The following is a 20,270-nucleotide window of genomic DNA, read 5'->3' on the forward strand; positions in this document are numbered from 1 at the left end:
GTCAGTGGGCGTAGTCGATGGGGTCAACACCCAAAGATTCAGCGATTGAGATGTTCATGCGGGCGCGTTCGTCTTCGGATTTGAAACGCACGTAGTGGAGGCGCGGGAAGCGCTCTTCCAGAATCGGCATGGCGTGGAACGGGTTGGAATTGGCCAGAATGATCAAGGGCTTGCCTTCGTGTTTCGTTTTGGCAGCCTCGCGCATATCATTAACGTTGTGGGCGTCTACCTCGACCACTACAGCGCCGAAGTTTTCCATCTTGGTCTTGATGTCACCCACTTCCATAACGGAATCCATCGCCCCGTCACATTGCTGGCGGTTCACATCCATAATCGCTTTGACGTTGTCGATGCGGTGGTGCGCACAGCATTGGATCGCCTCCCATGTCTGGCCTTCCTGCACTTCGCCGTCGGACATATAGACCCAGACACGGCCCTTTTCGCCCTTGCGTTTGCGCGCCCAAGCCAGACCTGCGGCTGTAGACAGACCGATGCCAAGCGTGCCGTTATGCACCTCCATGCCCGGGCTGTGCTCTGCGCCGATCATCTCAACGCTGGACCCGTCCTTGTTGAACATCTCCAGACCTTCAGCCGCCATACGGCCCGTTTCGATCAGCGTCGCATAGGCCACCAGCGCATAGTGGGCAGGGGCGATAAACAGACGGTCAAAATCGGGTTCGAACGGGCCGTTGTAACCGGCCCCTGTGTGATAATCCGGATTGTCCGCATGGGGCACACCGCCGAAAGGCTTCGGGATCATCGGCAGGGTTGGCGCGCCAAGGTTCAGCTCCTCGTTATAGAGCCACGCCAGTTGTTCGGCAGAGGAGCAGGCTTGCGACAGATACCCGCCATTGTTGCGCATCGCATGTTCAAACACGCGGCGGCGAATTCCCAGGGCGATGTCTTCGGTGGTTCGTTCGTTCTTCACGGCAATATTCCACATTGGCCGGCGCGGGGGCCGACAGGTTAAAGGAGGACCGGTTGGTCGGTTTCGGGGCGAAAGGCGCGGTTAGACCGTCACATCCTTTCGCGAAAGAAATCGGGTGAGGGGCGCAATGAAAGACATTCCGGAACAGCGGGCTGTTGGCCGGTTCGGATACAGAATGCGGGGTGCGACAGGCTGTGCATGACAGTTTCCCTCGGGGATAAAGTGCGTTCGGGGCATCGACCGGCCTGCATGAAAAGCGGGCCGGTCGAACAAGATTTAGCGTTTGGGCAATGGCATCCAGTCAGCCATTGCAACGTCTGCATGCTGGAATTGCGGCATCTTGGCGCCCAGTTCTTCCATGTTGCTGACGTCCTGTTCATTCAGAAAATCCTGCGTGATCAGGGTCGGTGGAACCACAACGGAGTTGCCCGGGTTTTCACCGGTCAGCAGCAGCGCAAGCGTCCGTACAGAAACCTCACCCACTACGGCAGGATTGGTAGCAACTGTCGCCACCCAAGCGGAATCCGGTTCACGCATGGCAGAAATATCCGCGGTAGAGACATCGGCGGAATAGATTTTGATGTCTTGCGACAGGCCTGCTTCATCTACTGCAATCTTCACGCCTTTGGCGAATTCGTCAAAAGGTGCGAACATTACATTAATGGTCGGATTGGCTTGCAGAATAGAACGGGCCTGATTTGCAACCGCATTGGCAATCGGGTTGTCGAGCGTTCCGAAAACCGCCGCTTCCTTGATGCCCGGGTTGGCCTGTTTCACTTCTTCCCACGCCACATCACGACGGTCCAGCGGCGCGATGCCCGGAACATAGACGTAACCGGCCGTGAAATCGGTGCCGTTGTCTGCAATCGCCTGATCCAGAGCCAGTTTGCCCAGCAGATAATCCGACTGTTCGATCTGCGGGATGGCTTCGTTTTCCACATCCACGTCAAAGGCAACGACCTTGATGCCTGCATCAACAGCGCGCTGTGCGGCGTCTTTCATGGATTCGGTCAGACCGTGCTGGATGATGATCCCGTCCACACCAAGGGCGATGGCCTGATCCACCATGTCCGCCTGCAAAGCCGCGTCCTGACGGCTGTCAAACACCCGCAGATCCATGCCGATTGCCGCAGCCTGTGCTTCCACACCCGACAGGTATGACTGGAAGAAATCACCGGTGGACAGATACCGAACCAGTGCGATTTTCACGTCCGCAGGTTTGTCCAGCGGTGCAGGCATTTCCGCAAATGCGGCGCTACCCAGACCTGTCGCAAGGGCTGCAAGCCCGGCGAATTTTATAAAATGACGTCTCAACATGATTTTTTCCTCCCATCAGTTGATTAGGTTTTTCCACCCGCGCCACGCTTGGCGCTCAGGTAGAAGGTAAAGACGAGCGCAATCACCAGAACCGCGCCTTTGACGAAATCTTGGGTGTAATACGGGGCGTTCATCATGGTCAGCCCTTGCAGAAGAATGCCCACGAAAAGCGCGCCAACTGCTGTACCGAAAGCATTGGGGCGGGCCGCGCCAAGCACAGCGAAACCGATCAATGCCGCCGCCACACTGTCCAGCAACAGGTTGTTTCCGCTGGCAATGTCGCCGCGCCCCAACCGCGCCGCCAGCAAGATGCCACCGATAGAGGCTGTCACACCGGAGATCATATAAGCGGCGATCTTGTAACGGTTTACATTTGCTCCAACCAGTGCGGCTGCACGCTCGTTGGAGCCGATCGCGTACATCAGGCGGCCATGGCGTGTCAGTTCAAGAAACACATAGATGGCAAGGGCTGTCACAAGGAAGATCACAACCGGAACCGGAACCAGACGCTCCACCACCAGATCGAAACGGTGCCGACCGAGCCACAGGAAGGCTTGGGAAAATGCGCCTTCCGCCACGCTGCCATCGGGCAGTTTCATGCCGGTTGCGATGGAATTTCCCTGTGTGGGAATCCGCTGCAGGCCGATCAGCAAGAACATCATCCCCAAGGTGGCCAGCAGGTCCGGCACTTTGAACTTCACGATCAGCAGGCCGTTGATCAATCCCACCACAGCGCCCATCAAAAGGCACAGCATCACAGCGGAAAAGGCCGACATTTCAAGGATCACCATCGCATAGGCCGAGAGCATCAACGAAGTTGTCGCAACCGATCCGATTGACAGGTCAAACCCGTCCACCACCAGCGTACAGGTCACGCCAAGTGCCAGAATACCCGTGATGGCAACGGATTGCAGAATGAAAGCCGCAGAACGGGGCGAAGCGAAACCGCTTGCAGAGAGGCTGAAGTACAGCACCAGCCCTAACAACAGGATCAAAAAGCCGAAGCGGATCGCAAAGTTCAGGATTTTCTCGTTCTTCATAGTCAGTTCGCCTGTATTCGGGCGTCTTTCGCCCCTGAGACCTGCGCAATTAGTGCATCAAGGTCGATGTTTGAATTTTCATGGGTGCCGACGATGGCACCTTCGTGCAGCACGATGATCCGGTCTGCGATTTCCAGCGCTTCGTCCAGTTCGGCAGCAAAGACCAGCGTAGCACGGCCCTTGGCAGTGGCGCGGATATGGCGGCCGATGTCCCGCCGCGCACCGATGTCCACGCCTTGAAACGGTTCATCCAGCAGCAAGACGCGGCTGTCTTCCAACAGCCAGCGACCGATCATGACCTTCTGCTGGTTGCCTCCGGACAGTGTGCCGATCCCGTCCTGATCGGACTGGCACTTCACACCTATCTGTTTGATCATATCTGTTGCCGCCCCGCGCTGTCTGGTTTTGCTCAGCAGGGACAGGCGGCTGAAACTGCCCAGAAACGGCAGTGTCATATTGTTCGCTATGTCGAAGTCGGGAATAACTGCATTGGTGCTTCGATCCTTGGAGGACATGAAAACCCCCGCAGCCACCGCTTGGGCTGCCGAAGCCGGTGCATAGGGCTGGCCGTCCAGACGCAATTGCCCCGCCCGCACAGGTTTCTGCCCGAAGATCATATCTGCAAGCTGGCTTTTTCCGCTACCCAGCAAACCGGTAATGGCAACAACCTCGCCATCACGGGCAGTAAAGCTGACCGGAGTATCGCTGCCATCCAGCAGCACCTGATCCACTTCCAGAATAGCCGGCCCGCCGGAGACGACTTCAATATCCACTTCGGTCATCTTGTGCCCGAGCATCGCCGTAACCGCACCGTCATAATCCAGCGGCGCCTGATCAAAGACACCGGAAATCTTGCCATCGCGCATGCAAACAATCCGGTCCGCAATACGACGGATATCAGACATCCGGTGGGAAATATAAAGGATGGCCACACCTTGTTCGCGCAACCGGTCCAGCAGGGCAAACAGCCGGTCCGCTTCGGAAGCCGAAAGCGACGATGTCGGTTCGTCCAGAATAAGAATTTTAGGGTCATAAGCCATTGCGCGGGCTATGGCGATCATCTGGCGGTCGGCGACAGACAAATCAGAAACCCGCGCCCGCACATCAAGATCAAGCCCCATATTGTCGGCCACCTTACGGGCCGCAATCCGAAGCGCACGATCACGCACCATCAAACCTGCACCCGGTTCTGTCAGGCGGTTCAGCATCAGGTTCGTTGCGACATCGAGATCGGGAATTACACCGTCATCAATGGACTGGTGCACTGTCACCACCCCGCAGGAAATGGCATCCGCAGCGTCTGTGGGACTATAAGGCTGACCCTCCAGCTTCATGGTTCCCGCATTTGCGCCCTGAAACCCGCAGAGGATTTTCACCAGTGTCGATTTACCCGCACCATTGGCTCCCATCAGGACGGTCACTTCGCCCGCGCCCAGATCAAGATCTATGCCGCGCAATACATGATTGCGGCCGAAAGACTTCTCCAGGCCTCTGATTTCACAGGCTTTCATGTTTTTTCCCAGATCTTGTTTTTTAGTCCGCCCAACAAGGGCGCGCCCCTTCGATAGTAAGCATTTCAACAGTTGTCAAATCATTTGTCTATTGACTAGATCGCTCCCCATCGCGATAAACACCGCAGGAATAACGGGAGACTTCGGGATGGAGAACGCGAATTATACGGCCCTCACGCCAGAGACACTTTCGACACGGCTGGGCGCACTTCCCGCCGTCACGGAACGGATCGGATCTGATTCTTCGAACTGGCAGGTCAAGGAAGTTGGTGATGGCAATCTAAACCTTGTTTTCATCGTGCAAAGCGAACAGGGCAGCATCATCGTTAAGCAGGCGCTGCCCTATGTGCGCCTTGTGGGGGACAGCTGGCCGCTGCCGCTCTATCGTGCCTATTTCGAGTATCACGCCCTGACCCGTCAGGCCGCCCGCGACCCCGGATCGGTGCCCGAGGTTTACCACTTTGACGAAGAGCAGGCACTGATCGTGATGGAGTTCCTGTCGCCCCATGTGATCCTGCGCAACAAGCTGATCGCCGGTGAAAAAGTGGACGGGCTTGGTCAATTCTGCGGCAAGCATTGCGCGCGCATGGCGTTTCGCGGCTCCGAGCTTTCGATGAAATCGGCGGATAAAAAGGCTGATGTCGGGTTGTTCGCGGGTAATGTGGAGATACCGGCAATCACCGAAGGGCTGGTGTTTACCGATCCCTATTTCGACGCGGAGATGAACAACTACACACCGGGGTTGGAACCGGTGATTAAGGATTTGCGCGACAACGTAGAATTAAAGCGCATGGCGCAAGTGATGCTGATGAAATTCGCCTCTAACACGGAAACAATGGTGCACGGCGATCTGCATTCCGGTTCCATCATGGCGACGGACACAGAAATCCGCGTAATTGATCCCGAGTTTGCACAATATGCGCCGATGGGGTTTGATATCGGGATGCTGACTGCAAACTACCTCATGGCCTATTTCAGCCAGCCCGCCCATAGGGACAGCGATCTTGACAGCTATCAGGACTGGATCCTCAGTGTGATCACCGAAACATGGTCCAGCTTTGAAGCCGAGTTCCGCCACCTCTGGAATACGGAACGCACCGGCATGTTGTTTCCGAAATCCCTGTTCGAAGATCAGGGCCACAGTTCTGCAAGCGCCTGTGACGGCGTTCTGGCCAACATCTGGCAGGATGCACTTCGGTTCTGTGGCATAGAAATGCACCGCCGCTGCCTGTCTCTCGCCCATAACGCGGATTTTGAAACCATCGAGGACACAACGGTCCGCGCGCCATTGGAAGCCCGCAATCTCCATATGGGCGCGGAACTGGTGCTGAACACCGACACACTGAAAGATGCCAGCGCACTGACCGCACTGGCCCGCACAATCAACGCAAGGAACATCCTATGAAAGTAAACGGCACCCATTACCGCTCTTTGTGGTGGAATGCACAGGATGAGGTTTTGGAAATCATCGACCAGCGGTCGCTGCCTTACGAATTCATTACCCAGCAGGTGAAGACGCTGGAAGATTTCGAGGCGGCAATTGTAGAGATGCGCGTGCGCGGCGCGCCCCTGATCGGGGCTACCGCCGCCTATGGCATGGCGCTGGCAATGAAACTGGACCCGTCGGACAGCCATATGGATGCCGCATGGGAGCGGTTGAACGAAACCCGCCCCACAGCGATCAACCTCCGCTGGGCATTGAACCGCTGCCGCGAGGCCATGCGCCCGCTGCCCGAAGCCGAACGGGCCGCAGCAGCTTTGCAACTGGCCCACGACATCGCAGACGAGGACGTGGAAATCTGCCGTCAGATCGGGGAACACGGGTTAAAACTGATCCAGGAGATCGCAGCGAAAAAACCGGCGGGAGAGCCTGTCCGGCTGCTGACCCATTGCAACGCAGGCTGGATTGCGACCGTGGATTGGGGCACCGCCACCAGCCCGATGTACCACGCTCATGACGCGGGAATTCCGTTGCACGTCTGGGTCGATGAAACCCGCCCGCGCAATCAAGGGGCATTGACCTCTTGGGAATTGGGCAGCCACGGTGTACCACATACCTATGTGACAGATAACGCCGGAGGCCATTTGATGCAGCACGGACAGGTCGATATGGTGATTGTCGGCACCGACCGCACCACGCGGCGGGGCGATGTCTGCAACAAGATCGGAACCTATCTGAAGGCGCTGGCGGCCCATGACAACGGCGTTCCCTTTTACGTGGCCCTGCCTTCCCCGACGATTGACTGGACAGTGGATGACGGCGTTGCCGAAATCCCGATTGAAGAACGCAGCCCGCGCGAGACCACCCATATCCAAGGGACGATGGAAGACGGCTCAATCGGGGTGGTTCAAGTCACGCCCGAAGGCACGCCGGGGGGCAACCCAGCTTTTGACGTGACACCGAACCGCTTGGTTACTGGTCTGATCACAGAGCGCGGTGTTTGCGCGGCGACACCCGAAGGGCTCGCCGCATTGTTCCCCGAAATGGCAGGCGCTTAAGAGTGGCACCCGCCTCTGCCTCCTCTGCGCGTCCGGGCGTTGATTCAGCCGGACGCGGCTCGCGGCAGGACGATCTTATCATCGAAACCGCTTGGCTGTATTTCCATGACGGGTTGAACCAGAATGAAATCGCCAAGCGGCTCGATGTCAGCCGTGCCTCTGTCGTCAATTACCTCGCAGAGGCACGACGCCGGGATTATGTGCGGATCACGCTGGACAGCGATGTATTTCGCAACAACCGTCTGGCGTCCGAGTTGCGTGAAAAATTCGGACTGGTGGATGTGCTTGTTGTCCCCGAAGACAGCAGCTCTGCGCAACGTTCGGCAGAGCGGGTGATCCGTGCTGCATCAGACTGGCTACCCCATCTGCTGGAACCGGGGGACCATCTGGGCATCGCTTGGGGGGAAACCATTTACCGGCTGGCGCAGATCGCTCCGAAACTGATGATGGAGGATCTGACCATCGTTCAGCTGCTGGGTTCCAAACCGTCCGACATCGGTTTCGCCGCCGAAAACTGCGCTGCTACGCTGGCGCAACGGTTCGGGGCCTATTGTGCCAACCTGCATGTACCCTTGATGCTATCCACGTCCCAACTATGCGAAGACCTGAAGGCCGAACCGATGGTGGCGGCGCAATTGCAAATGGTGGCGGATTGCAAAAAGGTCATCTTTGCCGCCGGAACAACCGATCCGGACAGCCACATCGCGATGACAGGTCTTCTGGACGCAGCGACCTTGTCACAGATGCGCAAGGACGGGGCTGCGGCTGTTATTTGCGGCCGTGTGATTGACCATGAAGGCACCCCCATGCCCGCACCGAACGAGGACCGGTTGATCGGCGTCACACTCGAACAGATGCGCGCCAAAGACATGGGCATCCTTGTCTCGGCAGGACTGGACCGCGTCGGCGCGGCGGCAGCCGCCATTCGCGGCAACTATGTGACGCATTTCATTACATGCTCGGCCTCAGCCGAAAGACTACTGGAAGATAAAATATGACCCCCGCACAAGACACGGCCCTGCGCCAGAGCATCATAGACGGGTGCCTGTGGATGAAAAACAGCGGGTTGAACCAAGGCACTTCGGGCAATATTTCGGTGCGCTACAGGGACGGAATGCTGATTACCCCCTCCGGTGTTCCTTACGAAAAAATGCGGCCCAACATGCTGTGCTACATGCCCCTTGAAGGCGAACCGGACCTGTCAGGCGATATCCGGCCTTCGACAGAGTGGCGTTTCCATCAGTCGATCCTGCGCAGCAAGCCGGATGTGACGGCTGTGGTACATGCCCATCCGGTCCACGCCACCGCCATAGCCGTACAACGCCGCCCGATCCCCGCCTGCCATTATATGATCGCGGCTTTTGGGGGGAACGATGTACCGCTGGTGGATTACGCATTGTTTGGAAGTGATGAACTTGCCCGAATGGTTGCTGATGCAATGTCAAAAAGGACCGCTTGCATCATGGCCAATCACGGCGCGGTCGTGGCGGGAGAGTCCCTTGATCGTGCGCTCTGGCGGATGGAAGAACTGGACAATCTGGCGCGTGTCTATCTACTGGCCCTGTCCACCGGAACACCCGAAATACTGACGGATGCCCAGATGGAAGAGGTAGTCGCCGCCTTCGGGAACTACGGTCCCAAAGACATGGACTGAAACCCGCGCCACAGGCTCAGGTGCGGATCGCTTCAACCAGCTTCTCCAGAAACTCCGGCTGGTATGCAGAATTCAGCCAGCGCATCACCGCAACGATACCATCATCAGGACTGATCCAGATCGCGTTCCCTCCCGCCCCCAAGGCGTTATAGGCGTTTTCCGGCAGTTTGGGATTGGCGTCCGGCCCTCGGTTCAGCCACCAAAGGAAACCGTATTTTTCCAGCGTCGGACTTGGCGTCAACGACTGTGCCATCCAGTCTTCAGGCAGGATCTGTTGTCCCTCCCAATTACCATTCCGGCTGATGAACAAACCGAAACGCGCGTGATCTCTGGAACTGATCACCATGCCGCCACCCCAATGGCCGCCCCCTGTCACAGACTGCACCTGCTGCCCGTCGAGATCGATCCAGGAGGTTGAATATCCGTCCCAGCGCCAGGTGTCTGACGCGCCGATCGGGTCCATGATCCGCTCTTTCAGAACTTGCGGCAGCGGCCGCTTGAACCTGCGCAATAGCGCATAAGCCAGCGCGTTCACACGCACATCGTTGTATTCATAGTGACTGCCCGGCGCACCCACTGTGCGTAACTGTCCCTTGCGGTTGTTATCACCACTCGGGCCGATTTCCCGATTATGGTCGATCTGGTCGTCCTTGCCAAACAACACACCGCGCCATTCGCTGTTCATCTGCAACATATGCCGCCACGTGATGCCCGCATTCTGGTCAGAGGAAAAATGCGGCCCGTCAACGGTCCGGCTGATCGGTTCATCCAGATCTGCGATCAAGCCATCTTTGACTGCCAGACCGGCCAGCACCGACAGATAGCTTTTGGCAATGGAAAACGTCATGTCAGGCCGGTCGGGATCACCCCATTCGGCTACTGTTTCGCCGTGATGCAGGATCACCCCAGCCGGACCACCCCGTGCCGTTACAGGACCAACAACTTCGGCCCATGGTCCGGTTTCCTTCCATTCATAGCTGCCGGCATATGCACCGTTTTCATGAAACATGCTGCGCGGCCAGCCGGTTTCGTGCGAGAGAGCAAAATCGACCACACCTTGGAGAGCAGGGATCGTATTCGGAAGTGTCATGGCAAAGCCTTTGGTCTTGTTATTTAGGTCGTTTTCGCTGGCATGATATGGCACCGCTGCGGCGGTGCAACTGCGTTCCCTTACCAATAGAGGAGAAGTTGGGCAGATGCGAATTTACCTATGGTTGCGCGCAGCCTTGGCACTCTTAAAATTTCTCCACGTCAATCCGCGAAAACCTGTGGTTAATATTTTGATTTCTCCCCGACTCTTGGTTCATAACCTGTTACAAACACAAAAAAACCGATAGGTTTTGGATTAAAATTTGACGTGAGCGCCAGTAGGGTTTTCGCTAATGCGCTGACACAGCCTCAACAGGAGAAAAAAGATGAAAAAACTGATTCAAACGCTCGCACTTGGTGTGACGGCTCTCGGGACATCCCTGTCAGGGGTCAGCGCGGAAGAATGGCGGCTGAACAACTTCCTTCCGGAAACCCGCCCCGAAACGGCCGAGATCGAGCAGTTCGTTAAAGACGTTAACGCCACTGTTGAAGGCGATTTCGAACTCAAGCTTTACAGCGGCGGTTCCCTTGGCCTGCCCAACACCGACACGCTGCGCTTCCTTCCCAAAGGCGCGGTTGAGATGAGCCTGATGTGGGCGAATTATCTGGGCCGCGATGCACCCGCGCTGAGTTCCGTTGTCGTGCAAGGCACTATCGGATCTATCGACGAATTTGAAAAAGCGATTCCGGCCGTTCAGGAAATCTATGAAGAGGAATTCGCTGACTGGGATGTGACCTCTGTCGGCTATGTCGCCATTCCGATGCTTTCGGTTTCCGTTTTCTGCCGTGATGAACCTGTGCGCACCATCGAAGACCTGAAGTCAAAGAAACTGCGGGTTTGGGCACGGGATCAGGTGGAAACCTTCACCCGTCTTGGTGTTGCTGCACAAATTATTCCGCAGGAAGAAATGTATGTGGCGATGAAAACCGGCGTTGTGGATTGTGCGCTGTATCCCGCGCTTTATGCCCACACCGTTTCCCTGCAGGAAGTGGCAAGCCACGCGGCGTTTCTCTACCCGATGGCATCCGGTCCCTATGTGATCGGTGTGGCCACCGACCGTTGGGAAGAGACTGACGAAAACATCAAATCCGCCATTACCAAAGCCGCAGACGATCTTTGGAACCGTACAAACCAGTACGAAGACGATCAGGCCCGCGAAATGGAGGCCCGTGAAAAGCTGGCCGAGCAAGGCGTAACATGGGCCGAGGATTTCTCTGATGCGGACCGCGAGTTGTTCGTCTCCTCCGTGACCGAAACATGGGCAATGCTGGCCGAGGAAGCCGGTGGCAATGCCCCTGCCTACCGCGAACGGGTTCTGAAAGCTCTGGGTCGCTAAGTCCGGACTGATGCAGAAGATCAAACACATTATTGCGCAGGGGCTGAACGGTTTGGCCCTTGCCTGTGCCAGTACGGCTGCACTCGGGATGGTGTCTATCGTGGGCATCATCATGTACTCCGTCCTGATGCGCAAGTTTGCCAATTCGCCGGTTCATATCACCGAAGAAGTGGTCGGGCTGTTGCTGAGCGTTTCGCTGTTTCTGGGCCTTCCCATGGTGACGTTGAAAGCGAAACACGTGCGGGTTGCGCTACTGGCAGACCGGCTGAAAGGCTCCCTGCAGACCGGCATCCAGATCGCCGCCCTGCTGGTTGGCATCGTGTTCTTTTCATGGCTCATCTACGAGACGATCCCGTGGTTCGAATTTGCGTTCAAACGCAGCCTCAAAACCGAAACCTCGCGGATTTTGTTGTACCCATGGATGGCGCTAATGCCGCTGTCCCTGTTTCTGACGCTGGTTATTTTCGTGGCGCGGTTGTTCGGAATTATTGACCGGATACCAAAGTCCGACCCCGACCACCCCATTAGCGGATCAGCACACTGATGTCTTTCTGGCTTACCTTGATCGGCGGGCTTCTGGCCACCGCCAGCACCGGCGTGGCTTTGGGCGTGGCCCTTGGCCTGACCGGCCTGACCATCCTGCACTTCTTCTCGAACGGCGCTACATCGCTGGCGATTGACGCGATCTGGAATGTGTTCAATTCCTTTACGCTTAGCGCAGTGCCGATGTTCATCCTGCTTGGGGAAATCCTGCTGCGCAGCGGCATCAGCCAGAAAGCATATGCCGCGTTTTCACCGCTGTTCCGCAGGGTGCCGGGTGGATTGTTGCACACCAATATCGCCGTCTGCACCTTGTTTGGCGCAGTCAGCGGGTCGAGCCTGTCGACCGCCGCATCCGTCGGGCTTGTCGCCTATCCGGAAATGACAAAGCGGGGATATGACAAGGACACCATCACTGGCAGTCTGGCAGGGGGCGGCACCCTTGGCCTGCTGATCCCGCCAAGCCTGTCGTTCCTGATTTACGGTGCGCTGACTGAAACCTCAATCGGGCGTCTGTTCGCGGCGGGCATCATTCCGGGCCTGCTCGCCGGTCTGCTGTTCATGGCTTATCTGCTGGTGAAAAGCATCCGCAATCCCCATATCGCACCGCGGGATGACACTCCTGTGGGGTTTTGGCTGGCACTGCGCGGCTTCCGCCAGATCTGGCCGCTGCTGGCGCTGATCTTCGCGGTGATCGGCAGCATAGTTGCCGGACTTGCCACCCCCACCGAAGCCGCCGGTGTGGGCGTTGTCCTTGCGGTGATCATCTCGTCCATCTGGGGCGATCTGACGTTCGGAAAACTGATCGAAGCAGTTTATCAGTCGGTTTTGCTGTTTACGTCGGTCGGGTTTCTGGTGCTTGGCGCCACAATCCTCGCCCAATCGGTCAGCGTTCTGGGCATCCCCCAGCAGATTCTGGCCACTGTGGCGGATAGCGGGCTGGGCACTTATAGCGTTCTGCTGATCGTCGTGCTGGTTTATCTTATTCTCGGCTGTTTCTTTGACGGCCTGTCCCTGATGATCATGACCCTGCCTGTGGTGTTCCCGCTTTTGACCGGTCTTGGCTTTGATGCCATCTGGATTGGCGTCGTGATTACGATTGTGATCGAAATCGGCCAGATAACCCCGCCTGTGGGGCTGAACCTGTCAGTGCTAAGCGCGCTCACCAACGGGCAGGTCAGTCTTGGCCGCGTTGCCATTGCTACCGTGCCTTACTGGATTATCCACCTGTTCATGATCTTCATCCTGACCCTGTTTCCGGTGCTCGCACTCTTCCTTCCCGACCTGTTGTTTTAGAAAGACCTACTCATGGCTTTGAAAATGAAACCGAAACCCTTTGGCCCTGTTTTTGTCATCTTTGATGGTAGTGACGCGTTTCAATATGCGTACAAAGATGTGACAAATGCCACGCCCTACCCGCCGGTGAATTCTCCGGTGGATACAATGCTCGCTTCGCTCGGTTCCTGCATTGTGAAGTCCGTGCAATGGGCGGCAGACCAGCAGAAGGTCACTCCGCAGCCGTTTCAGGTGAAAGTAGAAGGGTTAAAATCCATCGACTTACCCGGACGCGTGGAAACCGCGACGATTACCGTTCAGGGCGAGATTGTAGATGATGCACAGCTTGCAGAGAAGATCGTCAAACAGGCAAAATCCGTTTGCACCGTCAGCAATTCCCTGACCACCACTGTCGAGATCGTATTAGACGCAGGATAAACCAAACCTGCCCTTTCTAAGACCAGAGGCCGCCTTTGACACAAGTCAACCAAACTGTCCCGATTGACACAACGACCACGCCAGAAATGCTCGACCGTGATCCCCAATCGGTTTATCGGCGGTTGCGCCGTGATATGCCCATCGCGCGGATTGCCTCAATCGACCGCATTATCCTGACCAAGGCGGATGACACTTATCTTGCGAAAACCGATACGCAGCATTTCGGCTCCAGCGATACAACAACGCCGATGCAGCGGGCCTTTGGCGGGCATACTTTGATGCGCAAGGACGGCGAGGCCCACCAGGTGGAACGCGCCGCAATGACGGAAACCTTCCGCATTTCCGCCGCGCGCAGCCACTGGCAAGGCGTCTTTGATAAAATCGCACAGCAGTCGGTAGGCGCGCTGCCGCAAGGGGAAACCGTAGACCTGCGCAGCGCCCTTGCCGTGCCCATGACGGTGGCGTTTCTGAAACAGGTTCTTGGTATTGAACCGGAACCGGACGGGCAGTTGTTTGACTGGGCCAATGCGCTGATCACAGGGGCGATGAACGCCGGTTTCTCTGAAGATGTGTTCGCGGTCAGTGATCGGGCCAACGACGAGATGAACGCCTGTTTTGACCGGATGATCGAACAGCACCGTGCCGATCCCAATCCTTCGGTGCTGGCGGTCATGGCCAATGCGCGGGATACGCTACCGCGCAGCCAGATCCGCACCAATATGAAAATCTGCATTGGCGGGGCGGTGGTAGAAACCCGCGATGCGCTGCTCAGCACATTACACGGCCTGCTGGAAAACCCTGATCAGATCCGCTATTGTCAGGAAACCGGCCACTGGGATCTGGCGACCGAAGAGGGCTTGCGCTGGGTCGCGCCGATCCAGACCAGCCCGCGCATCGTACTAAGGGATTACACCCTGCGCGGCGTCACCCTGCCCGCCGGTGAAACCGTCCTCGTCAGTCAGTCCTCTGCCAATTATGATGAGGATTACTGGCACGAACCGGAGCGTTTCGACATTCACCGCACAGGCCCTGCGAACCAGACCTTCGGACTGGGGCCACACCGCTGCATGGGCGGGGACATCTATCGCCAGTTTATCAGCAGATCGGTTCTTCCGGCGCTGTTTGATCGCTTCCCTCAGATGCATCCTGTTGCCGGGAAAAAGGTAGAATTCCGCGGCTTTGGTTTCAGAGGCCCGACCTCCCTGCCAGTGCAACTGTAGATTTGATCGACATCTAGCCTCTCCAATCAATGGATGACACATAGATAGCCCGTCGGCGCGGTGTATTTGGGTCAAACTTCGCCAAATGCTTGGGTATTTTACCCAAAAGAGGTGCCCCATGTCCTTATCTACATTCCGCGATGCCCTGAACTGCGACGATCTGGTCGCCAAACTGCGTGACAGCGTGATCGGGGATGGCATAAAAATTCCCGGCCTGTTCGCGGATGTATCGCTGGTTTATGCAGATTACGTGGCATCGGGACGCGCGCTCGCGCCGGTAGAGGATTACATCCGCGATCACGTCCTGCCCTATTACGCCAACTCCCACACCGAGGCGTCCTATTGCGGCGCCTACATGACCCGTTTGCGCGCTGAAGCGCGGGCCGAAATTGCGCGGCTGACCCATGCAGACAATTGTAGCGTGATCTTTACCGGTTCCGGCGCGACCGCTGGATTGAACCGGTTGGTGTCCCTTTTCGGGGTGAATACCGCAAAAAAAGCGGTGGCGTTTGTTGGGCCTTATGAACATCACTCCAATCTGCTGCCGTGGCGCGAGAGCAATGCCGAAATCGTGGAAATCCCGGAAACCGCGCAGGGTGGACCGGATCTGGCGGTGCTAGAGGCAGAACTGCTGGCCCGCGGCGATGCGGATCTTAAAATCGGCAGTTTCTCTGCCGCAAGTAACGTCACGGGCATTGTGACCGACCCTGTAGAAACCACCCGTTTGTTAAAAGCCCACGGCGCTTTGTCGGTTTGGGATTATGCAGGCGGTGGGCCTTATCTTCCGATTGATATGAACAGCACGGCGGAGTGTTTGATCGACGCGGTGGTTGTTTCCACCCACAAATTTCCCGGCGGACCGGGGGGCAGCGGTGTTCTGATCGTGCGGGATACATCCGTTGTACGGGACACCCCCACTTGGCCAGGTGGCGGCACTGTGACCTTTGTTTCCCCGTGGGAGCACGCCTATTCCTCCAGCATCAGCGCACGGGAGGAAGCCGGAACCCCCAACGTGATTGGCGACATTCGCGCGGCTCTGGCCTTTATGGTAAAAGATGCCATCGGGCAGGATTTCATCACACGGCGGGAAGCGGAACTGAACCGTATGGCCTTTGACGGGTGGCGCGACAATCCGCAATTGTCCCTGCTGGCCGCTGACCAGCAAGAGCGTCTGCCGATCTTTTCCTTCCTCGTGCGCCGCGCAGATGGCACCCCGTTTCACCACCAGTTGTTCACCCGAATGCTTAGCGACGTTTACGGCATCCAGACCCGTGGCGGCTGTGCCTGTGCCGGTCCTTACGGACATCGTCTGTTGAAAATCGCGCAAGCGGAATCACAAAGCCTGTTCAACGATCTGCGAGCGGGTAAGGAAATGCGCAAGCCCGGCTGGGTACGGTTGAACTTCAGCTATCTGATGGATGACGCGCAAGTCCGCTATGTTCTGGACAGTGTGAACGAATTAACCACCCGTCTGGAAGAACTGGAACAGCACTATACCGTCGATGCCGCGACCGCACGCTTCTCTATCAAACCGGACAGCCTTGCCGTTGCCTAGAGCGGTAAGGCGCGGTTGTTGGCGATGGCTTCCATTGTGATCAGCGAGGTGACGGATTCGAGCGCCTCGTCCACGATAAGCTTCTGATACACCCGATCAAAATCGGAAATATCCGAAGCAACGACCTTTAGCATATAGTCGTACTCTCCGGCGATCCGGAAGAAATCAACCACGTTGGGGATCAAAAGCACGCGCCGGCGAAAATCCTGCAGCCAGGTAACCGAGTGTTGCCGCGTTTTCAGCATCACAAACACCGTCAAACCCATGCCCAGCTTGGCCGGATCAAGCCGTACAGTTTCCCCGACGATCACCCCTGAATCCTTCATCGCCTTGATGCGCCGCCAGCAGGCGTTTTGCGACAGGCCGATTTGATCCGCCAGTTCCCGTTGCGGAATAGAAGAGTCTTCTTGCAGCTTTTGCAGTATTTTCTGGTCAATATGATCCATGGCACGCCCCTTTTTCAGGGCTTTATACACAAAATGACCAGATTGTCGGGTCATTTATTTTAAGAGACATAAATTTTTGCAAGGTATGTTGCGCCGCCGGAGGAAATCACCAGCAGCGCAATCCGCCGGTCACAGGCAGCCCGCCAGAGCTTTGGCAAGGTTGCGCAGCACATCAGGGTAAAGGGCAGCGCCGGGTTCCAGATCCGCGCCGAGCGGGTCAAGCACGCCGGTTTTTGCCTCGGAGCCGTCCATCACAGCACGAATTATACCAGGGTTGAACTGGGGTTCGCTCAGCACACAAGTTACGTTTTGTTCAGCAACGCGGTTTTGTACCTCTGTAATGCGGGCAGGACTGGGATCGGATGCATCCGACAGGGAAATGGCACCGGAAGCGGGAAATTCGAAAGACTTTTCAAAGTACTGGTAGGCATCATGGAAGACGATAAAATTACGGCCCCGCACCGGTTCGAGGATGCCGGAAATTTCGGCTTTGAGCGCGTCAAGTTCCGCCTGCCCTTCTTGCGCATTTGCTTGATAAGCGCCTGCGTTTTCGGGATCGACTTCTGACAGGCGCGCCGCAATCACGTCCAGCCAATGGGCGCCGTTCTCGATGGAAAGCCATGCATGGGGGTCTTCATCACCGTGCGCGTGCCCGTCGTGGCCACCTTCTGCGTGGTCGTCATGACCTTCTTCGTGGTCATGCCCTTCATGATCCTTGTGAGCCTCTTCGTGGTCATGGTCAGCATGGTTTTCATGATCATGGCCCGCGTGATCATCGTGTTCACCATGCTCTTCATGATCATGCTCATGTTCGGCGTGGTCATCTTGATCATGCTCGTGTTCTTTGGCATCGTGGTCGTGATTATCATGCCCGTCATGGCCGCCATGCCCCATTTCTTCCCCGTGATCATGAGAGAAGAGAGCGCTTTGACGAAACGGCAATTGCAGCGTCCCTTCTGTTTCCAGAAGCTCTACCACGGCGGCATCCGTTGCCAGAGTTTTCACCCCGTCTTCCATCCACGGCGTCATTCCCCGGCTGACCCAAAACACGACATCGGCCTCTTGCAAGGCCCGTGCCTGAGAGGGCCGGAGACTATATTCATGGGGGCTCGCCCCGGGGGTGACGATCAGGGCCGGTGTGCCGACGCCTTCCATAACCCGCGTCACAAGGGAATGAACCGGCGCAATATCAACTGCCACATTGGGTACATCGGCAAATGCTGCACCTGCGGGTATCAAAGCAGTCAGGACAAGGGGAAAGAGGTTTCTGGACATCGGCGGCTCCATGTGATTTTATTACATTACAAGTCGAGTAGTGGAAATGTAATAACATGACAAGTGCGGTGCCGCAAAAAAACACGATTGGTTCGGAAACGGTCGGGTTCAAAAACCATGATCACAGTCACTGCATCAACGAGGCTGTGGCTGCGGCAGAGACCCATTGCGCCGAGAAGGGACTGCGATTTACTCCCGCCCGCCGCAAGTCCTTGGAGATACTTTTGCAGGAACACCGCGCGCTTGGTGCCTATGAAATGCTCGACCGTTTGCGCGATGCAGGATTCGGGTCACAACCCCCTGTTGCCTACCGTGCGCTGGAATTCCTTGTTGCGAACGGCTTTGCCCACAAGATCGAGCAACTGAACGCATTCATCGCTTGCGCCCACCCCGGCGCAAACCACACGCCGGCCTTTATGATCTGCCGATTGTGCCAGTCCGTGGCCGAGGCGAAATCAACACCGGCGCGGGGGTCCCTTGGTGATGCTGCACGTGCAGCCGGATTTCAGATCGAACGCACCGTAGTGGAAGCCGAAGGCATATGCCCGTCCTGCGTTGAGAAAGACCCTGCATGAGCCTTGTATCTGTCGAAAATGTTAGCGTCGGCTACGGCGCGAATACGGTGTTGCGCAATGTATCGTTCGCCGTCACCCCGAAAGAAATCGTTACCATTGTCGGGCCGAACGGGTCGGGGAAGACCACCCTGTTGCGCACCCTGATCGGGGCGGTGCGACCTTCCACAGGACGAATTCATCAAAAACCCGGCCTGCGGATCGGCTACGTCCCCCAGAAACTGCACATCGATCCGACGCTGCCAATCACTGTTGACCGGTTCCTGCGTCTGCCAAACAACAAGGCAGACCGGAAAGCCTGCGCCGCTGCCCTGGAACGTGCAGGTGTTCCCGACCTGACGAACCGCCAGATGTCCGCTTTGTCAGGGGGCCAGTTACAGCGGGTTCTGCTGGCCCGCGCCCTTATCAACACTCCGGACCTGTTGTTGCTGGATGAGGCCACCCAAGGACTGGACCAACCCGGTTCTGCCGCGTTCTACCGCCAAATCGAAGAGGTCCGCCGGGACACCGGCTGTGCGGTGGTGATGATCAGCCACGAACTTCATGTGGTGATGAGCGCCTCTGACAGGGTAATCTGCCTTAACGGTCACGTATGTTGCGAGGGCACACCGGAAATCGTCTCGGCCGCGCCAGAATATCGCGCGTTGTTTGGAACAGGTACCGGCGGGGCGCTGGCACTATACCGCCATGATCACGACCACGCGCATGACGAAAATTGCGACCACGACCATGTGCACAACCACCAGAATGAACAGACACCGACAGAGGCCGCCGAATAATGCTCGATGATTTTATGACACGCGCCGCACTTGCCGGCGTTGGCGTGGCCTGTGCTGCTGCCCCTTTGGGCAGTTTTGTTGTCTGGCGCCGCATGGCCTATTTCGGTGATGCGACTGCCCACGCAGCGATTTTGGGGGTGGCCCTGTCACTGGCGCTGCAAATGTCCATCTTTGCGGGGGCAATGGCAGTCGCCCTTGGAATGGCACTGACCGTGACGGTGCTGGCGGGGCGCGGTTTTGGTATGGATACGCTTCTGGGCGTGCTCGCACATTCTGCACTGGCTTTCGGACTGGTAGCTGTGTCCTTCCTGTCTGGCATCCGGATTGATCTGATGGCTTACCTGTTTGGCGACATTCTGGCAGTTTCCCGAGGTGACCTGCTGGTGATCTGGGGGGGCGCGCTGGTGGTGGTCGGCCTGATTGCCTGGCGCTGGTCTGCCCTGCTCACAGCCACACTGAGCGAGGAACTCGCCTATGCGAGTGGCATTGACCCCAAGCGGGAGCAGTTGATCCTGACCCTGTCCTTGGCAGTAACGGTTGCTGTTGCCATCAAGGTAGTGGGCGCGCTGTTGATTGCTGCCATGTTGATCATTCCGGCCGCAGCAGCCCGCCCGTTGGCGAGAACCCCTGAACAAATGGCTTTTGCAGCCGCGCTCACAGGGGGGGCTTCGGCGGTAATCGGGATGCAGGCGGCTTTTGCACTTGATACGCCAGCTGGCCCGACAATCGTGTGCGTGGCCGCCATACTGTTTAGCCTGACCAGCCTGCTGCGCCCTTTTCTCAGATCCTGAATAG

General features: G+C 57.0%; 20 protein-coding genes. 13 read left to right on the forward strand and 7 right to left on the reverse strand.

The annotated features are described in order from the left end of the window. Nucleotide 1: 1 nt before the first annotated feature. The 4 genes from C0U40_RS11380 to C0U40_RS11395 all read right to left on the reverse strand — a co-directional run bounded on the left by C0U40_RS11380 (nucleotide 2) and on the right by C0U40_RS11395 (nucleotide 4,796). A complete protein-coding gene (locus C0U40_RS11380) occupies nucleotides 2–928 on the reverse strand; it encodes a transketolase (protein ID WP_101656123.1) in 927 nt (308 codons plus the stop codon). Between the two features lie 276 nt (nucleotides 929–1,204). Continuing rightward, nucleotides 1,205–2,245, reverse strand: a complete 1,041-nt coding sequence (locus C0U40_RS11385; protein ID WP_101655911.1) for a substrate-binding domain-containing protein — start codon at nucleotides 2,243–2,245, stop codon at nucleotides 1,205–1,207. Between the two features lie 23 nt (nucleotides 2,246–2,268). Beyond that, a complete protein-coding gene (locus C0U40_RS11390; protein ID WP_101655912.1) occupies nucleotides 2,269–3,285 on the reverse strand; it encodes an ABC transporter permease in 1,017 nt (338 codons plus the stop codon). Between the two features lie 2 nt (nucleotides 3,286–3,287). Further along, nucleotides 3,288–4,796, reverse strand: coding sequence for a sugar ABC transporter ATP-binding protein (locus tag C0U40_RS11395; protein ID WP_101655913.1), 1,509 nt, complete (start codon nucleotides 4,794–4,796; stop codon nucleotides 3,288–3,290). A 148-nt stretch (nucleotides 4,797–4,944) separates the two neighbouring features. On the opposite strand from C0U40_RS11395, the gene mtnK reads away from it, so the two are divergent. The 4 genes from mtnK to C0U40_RS11415 are packed head-to-tail and all read left to right on the forward strand — an operon-like array spanning nucleotide 4,945 to nucleotide 8,949. Next, complete coding sequence (gene mtnK / locus C0U40_RS11400; RefSeq protein WP_101655914.1) at nucleotides 4,945–6,201, forward strand: S-methyl-5-thioribose kinase; 1,257 nt, start codon at nucleotides 4,945–4,947, stop codon at nucleotides 6,199–6,201. After that, on the forward strand, nucleotides 6,198–7,295 hold the full coding sequence (gene mtnA, locus C0U40_RS11405; protein WP_101655915.1) for an S-methyl-5-thioribose-1-phosphate isomerase: 1,098 nt from the start codon (nucleotides 6,198–6,200) through the stop codon (nucleotides 7,293–7,295). The genes mtnK and mtnA overlap by 4 nt, the downstream gene beginning before the upstream one ends. Before the next feature lie 2 nt (nucleotides 7,296–7,297). Then, on the forward strand, nucleotides 7,298–8,293 hold the full coding sequence (locus tag C0U40_RS11410) for a sugar-binding transcriptional regulator (RefSeq protein ID WP_101655916.1): 996 nt from the start codon (nucleotides 7,298–7,300) through the stop codon (nucleotides 8,291–8,293). Continuing rightward, complete coding sequence (locus tag C0U40_RS11415) at nucleotides 8,290–8,949, forward strand: class II aldolase/adducin family protein (protein ID WP_101655917.1); 660 nt, start codon at nucleotides 8,290–8,292, stop codon at nucleotides 8,947–8,949. The genes C0U40_RS11410 and C0U40_RS11415 overlap by 4 nt, the downstream gene beginning before the upstream one ends. A 16-nt stretch (nucleotides 8,950–8,965) precedes the next feature. Here C0U40_RS11415 and C0U40_RS11420 read toward each other — a convergent pair whose 3' ends face one another. Continuing rightward, entirely contained in the window at nucleotides 8,966–10,039 is a 1,074-nt protein-coding gene (locus tag C0U40_RS11420) for a serine hydrolase domain-containing protein (RefSeq protein WP_101655918.1), read from the reverse strand. 325 nt (nucleotides 10,040–10,364) lie between these two features. Between C0U40_RS11420 and dctP the strand changes: the two genes are divergently transcribed. From dctP to C0U40_RS11450, 6 genes are all read left to right on the forward strand, one after another. Beyond that, the gene (gene dctP / locus C0U40_RS11425; protein ID WP_101655919.1) at nucleotides 10,365–11,375 is read left to right on the forward strand and encodes a TRAP transporter substrate-binding protein DctP; all 1,011 of its coding nucleotides are present in this window, start codon (nucleotides 10,365–10,367) and stop codon (nucleotides 11,373–11,375) included. 10 nt (nucleotides 11,376–11,385) lie between these two features. Then, a complete protein-coding gene (locus tag C0U40_RS11430; RefSeq protein WP_286134926.1) occupies nucleotides 11,386–11,919 on the forward strand; it encodes a TRAP transporter small permease in 534 nt (177 codons plus the stop codon). Beyond that, a complete protein-coding gene (locus C0U40_RS11435; RefSeq protein WP_101655921.1) occupies nucleotides 11,919–13,211 on the forward strand; it encodes a TRAP transporter large permease in 1,293 nt (430 codons plus the stop codon). The genes C0U40_RS11430 and C0U40_RS11435 overlap by 1 nt, the downstream gene beginning before the upstream one ends. Before the next feature lie 12 nt (nucleotides 13,212–13,223). Beyond that, nucleotides 13,224–13,628, forward strand: coding sequence for an OsmC family protein (locus C0U40_RS11440; protein WP_101655922.1), 405 nt, complete (start codon nucleotides 13,224–13,226; stop codon nucleotides 13,626–13,628). A gap of 35 nt (nucleotides 13,629–13,663) precedes the next feature. Further along, nucleotides 13,664–14,848, forward strand: coding sequence for a cytochrome P450 (locus tag C0U40_RS11445; RefSeq protein WP_101655923.1), 1,185 nt, complete (start codon nucleotides 13,664–13,666; stop codon nucleotides 14,846–14,848). A gap of 118 nt (nucleotides 14,849–14,966) precedes the next feature. Then, nucleotides 14,967–16,403, forward strand: coding sequence for an aminotransferase class V-fold PLP-dependent enzyme (locus C0U40_RS11450; protein ID WP_101655924.1), 1,437 nt, complete (start codon nucleotides 14,967–14,969; stop codon nucleotides 16,401–16,403). On the opposite strand, the gene C0U40_RS11455 is transcribed toward C0U40_RS11450, so the two are convergent. Both C0U40_RS11455 and C0U40_RS11460 read right to left on the reverse strand, forming a co-directional pair. Next, a complete protein-coding gene (locus C0U40_RS11455) occupies nucleotides 16,400–16,849 on the reverse strand; it encodes an Lrp/AsnC family transcriptional regulator (RefSeq protein ID WP_101655925.1) in 450 nt (149 codons plus the stop codon). The genes C0U40_RS11450 and C0U40_RS11455 overlap by 4 nt on opposite strands. A 129-nt stretch (nucleotides 16,850–16,978) precedes the next feature. Next, complete coding sequence (locus C0U40_RS11460; RefSeq protein ID WP_101656124.1) at nucleotides 16,979–18,124, reverse strand: metal ABC transporter solute-binding protein, Zn/Mn family; 1,146 nt, start codon at nucleotides 18,122–18,124, stop codon at nucleotides 16,979–16,981. A gap of 56 nt (nucleotides 18,125–18,180) precedes the next feature. Here C0U40_RS11460 and C0U40_RS11465 point away from each other — a divergent pair, with 56 nt between their 5' ends. Genes C0U40_RS11465 through C0U40_RS11475 form a run of 3 tightly spaced genes read left to right on the forward strand, consistent with a single transcriptional unit; the run spans nucleotide 18,181 to nucleotide 20,266 of the window. Beyond that, the gene (locus C0U40_RS11465) at nucleotides 18,181–18,699 is read left to right on the forward strand and encodes a Fur family transcriptional regulator (protein WP_101655926.1); all 519 of its coding nucleotides are present in this window, start codon (nucleotides 18,181–18,183) and stop codon (nucleotides 18,697–18,699) included. Further along, nucleotides 18,696–19,475: an ATP-binding cassette domain-containing protein gene (locus C0U40_RS11470; RefSeq protein WP_101655927.1), complete on the forward strand. Its 780-nt coding sequence runs from the start codon at nucleotides 18,696–18,698 to the stop codon at nucleotides 19,473–19,475. Before C0U40_RS11465 ends, C0U40_RS11470 begins: the two co-directional genes overlap by 4 nt. Then, a complete protein-coding gene (locus C0U40_RS11475) occupies nucleotides 19,475–20,266 on the forward strand; it encodes a metal ABC transporter permease (RefSeq protein ID WP_101655928.1) in 792 nt (263 codons plus the stop codon). The genes C0U40_RS11470 and C0U40_RS11475 overlap by 1 nt, the downstream gene beginning before the upstream one ends. Nucleotides 20,267–20,270: the final 4 nt, after the last annotated feature.

The sequence above is a fragment of the Neptunicoccus cionae genome (genome assembly GCF_002860325.1).
Lineage (GTDB): Bacteria > Pseudomonadota > Alphaproteobacteria > Rhodobacterales > Rhodobacteraceae > Amylibacter > Amylibacter lutimaris.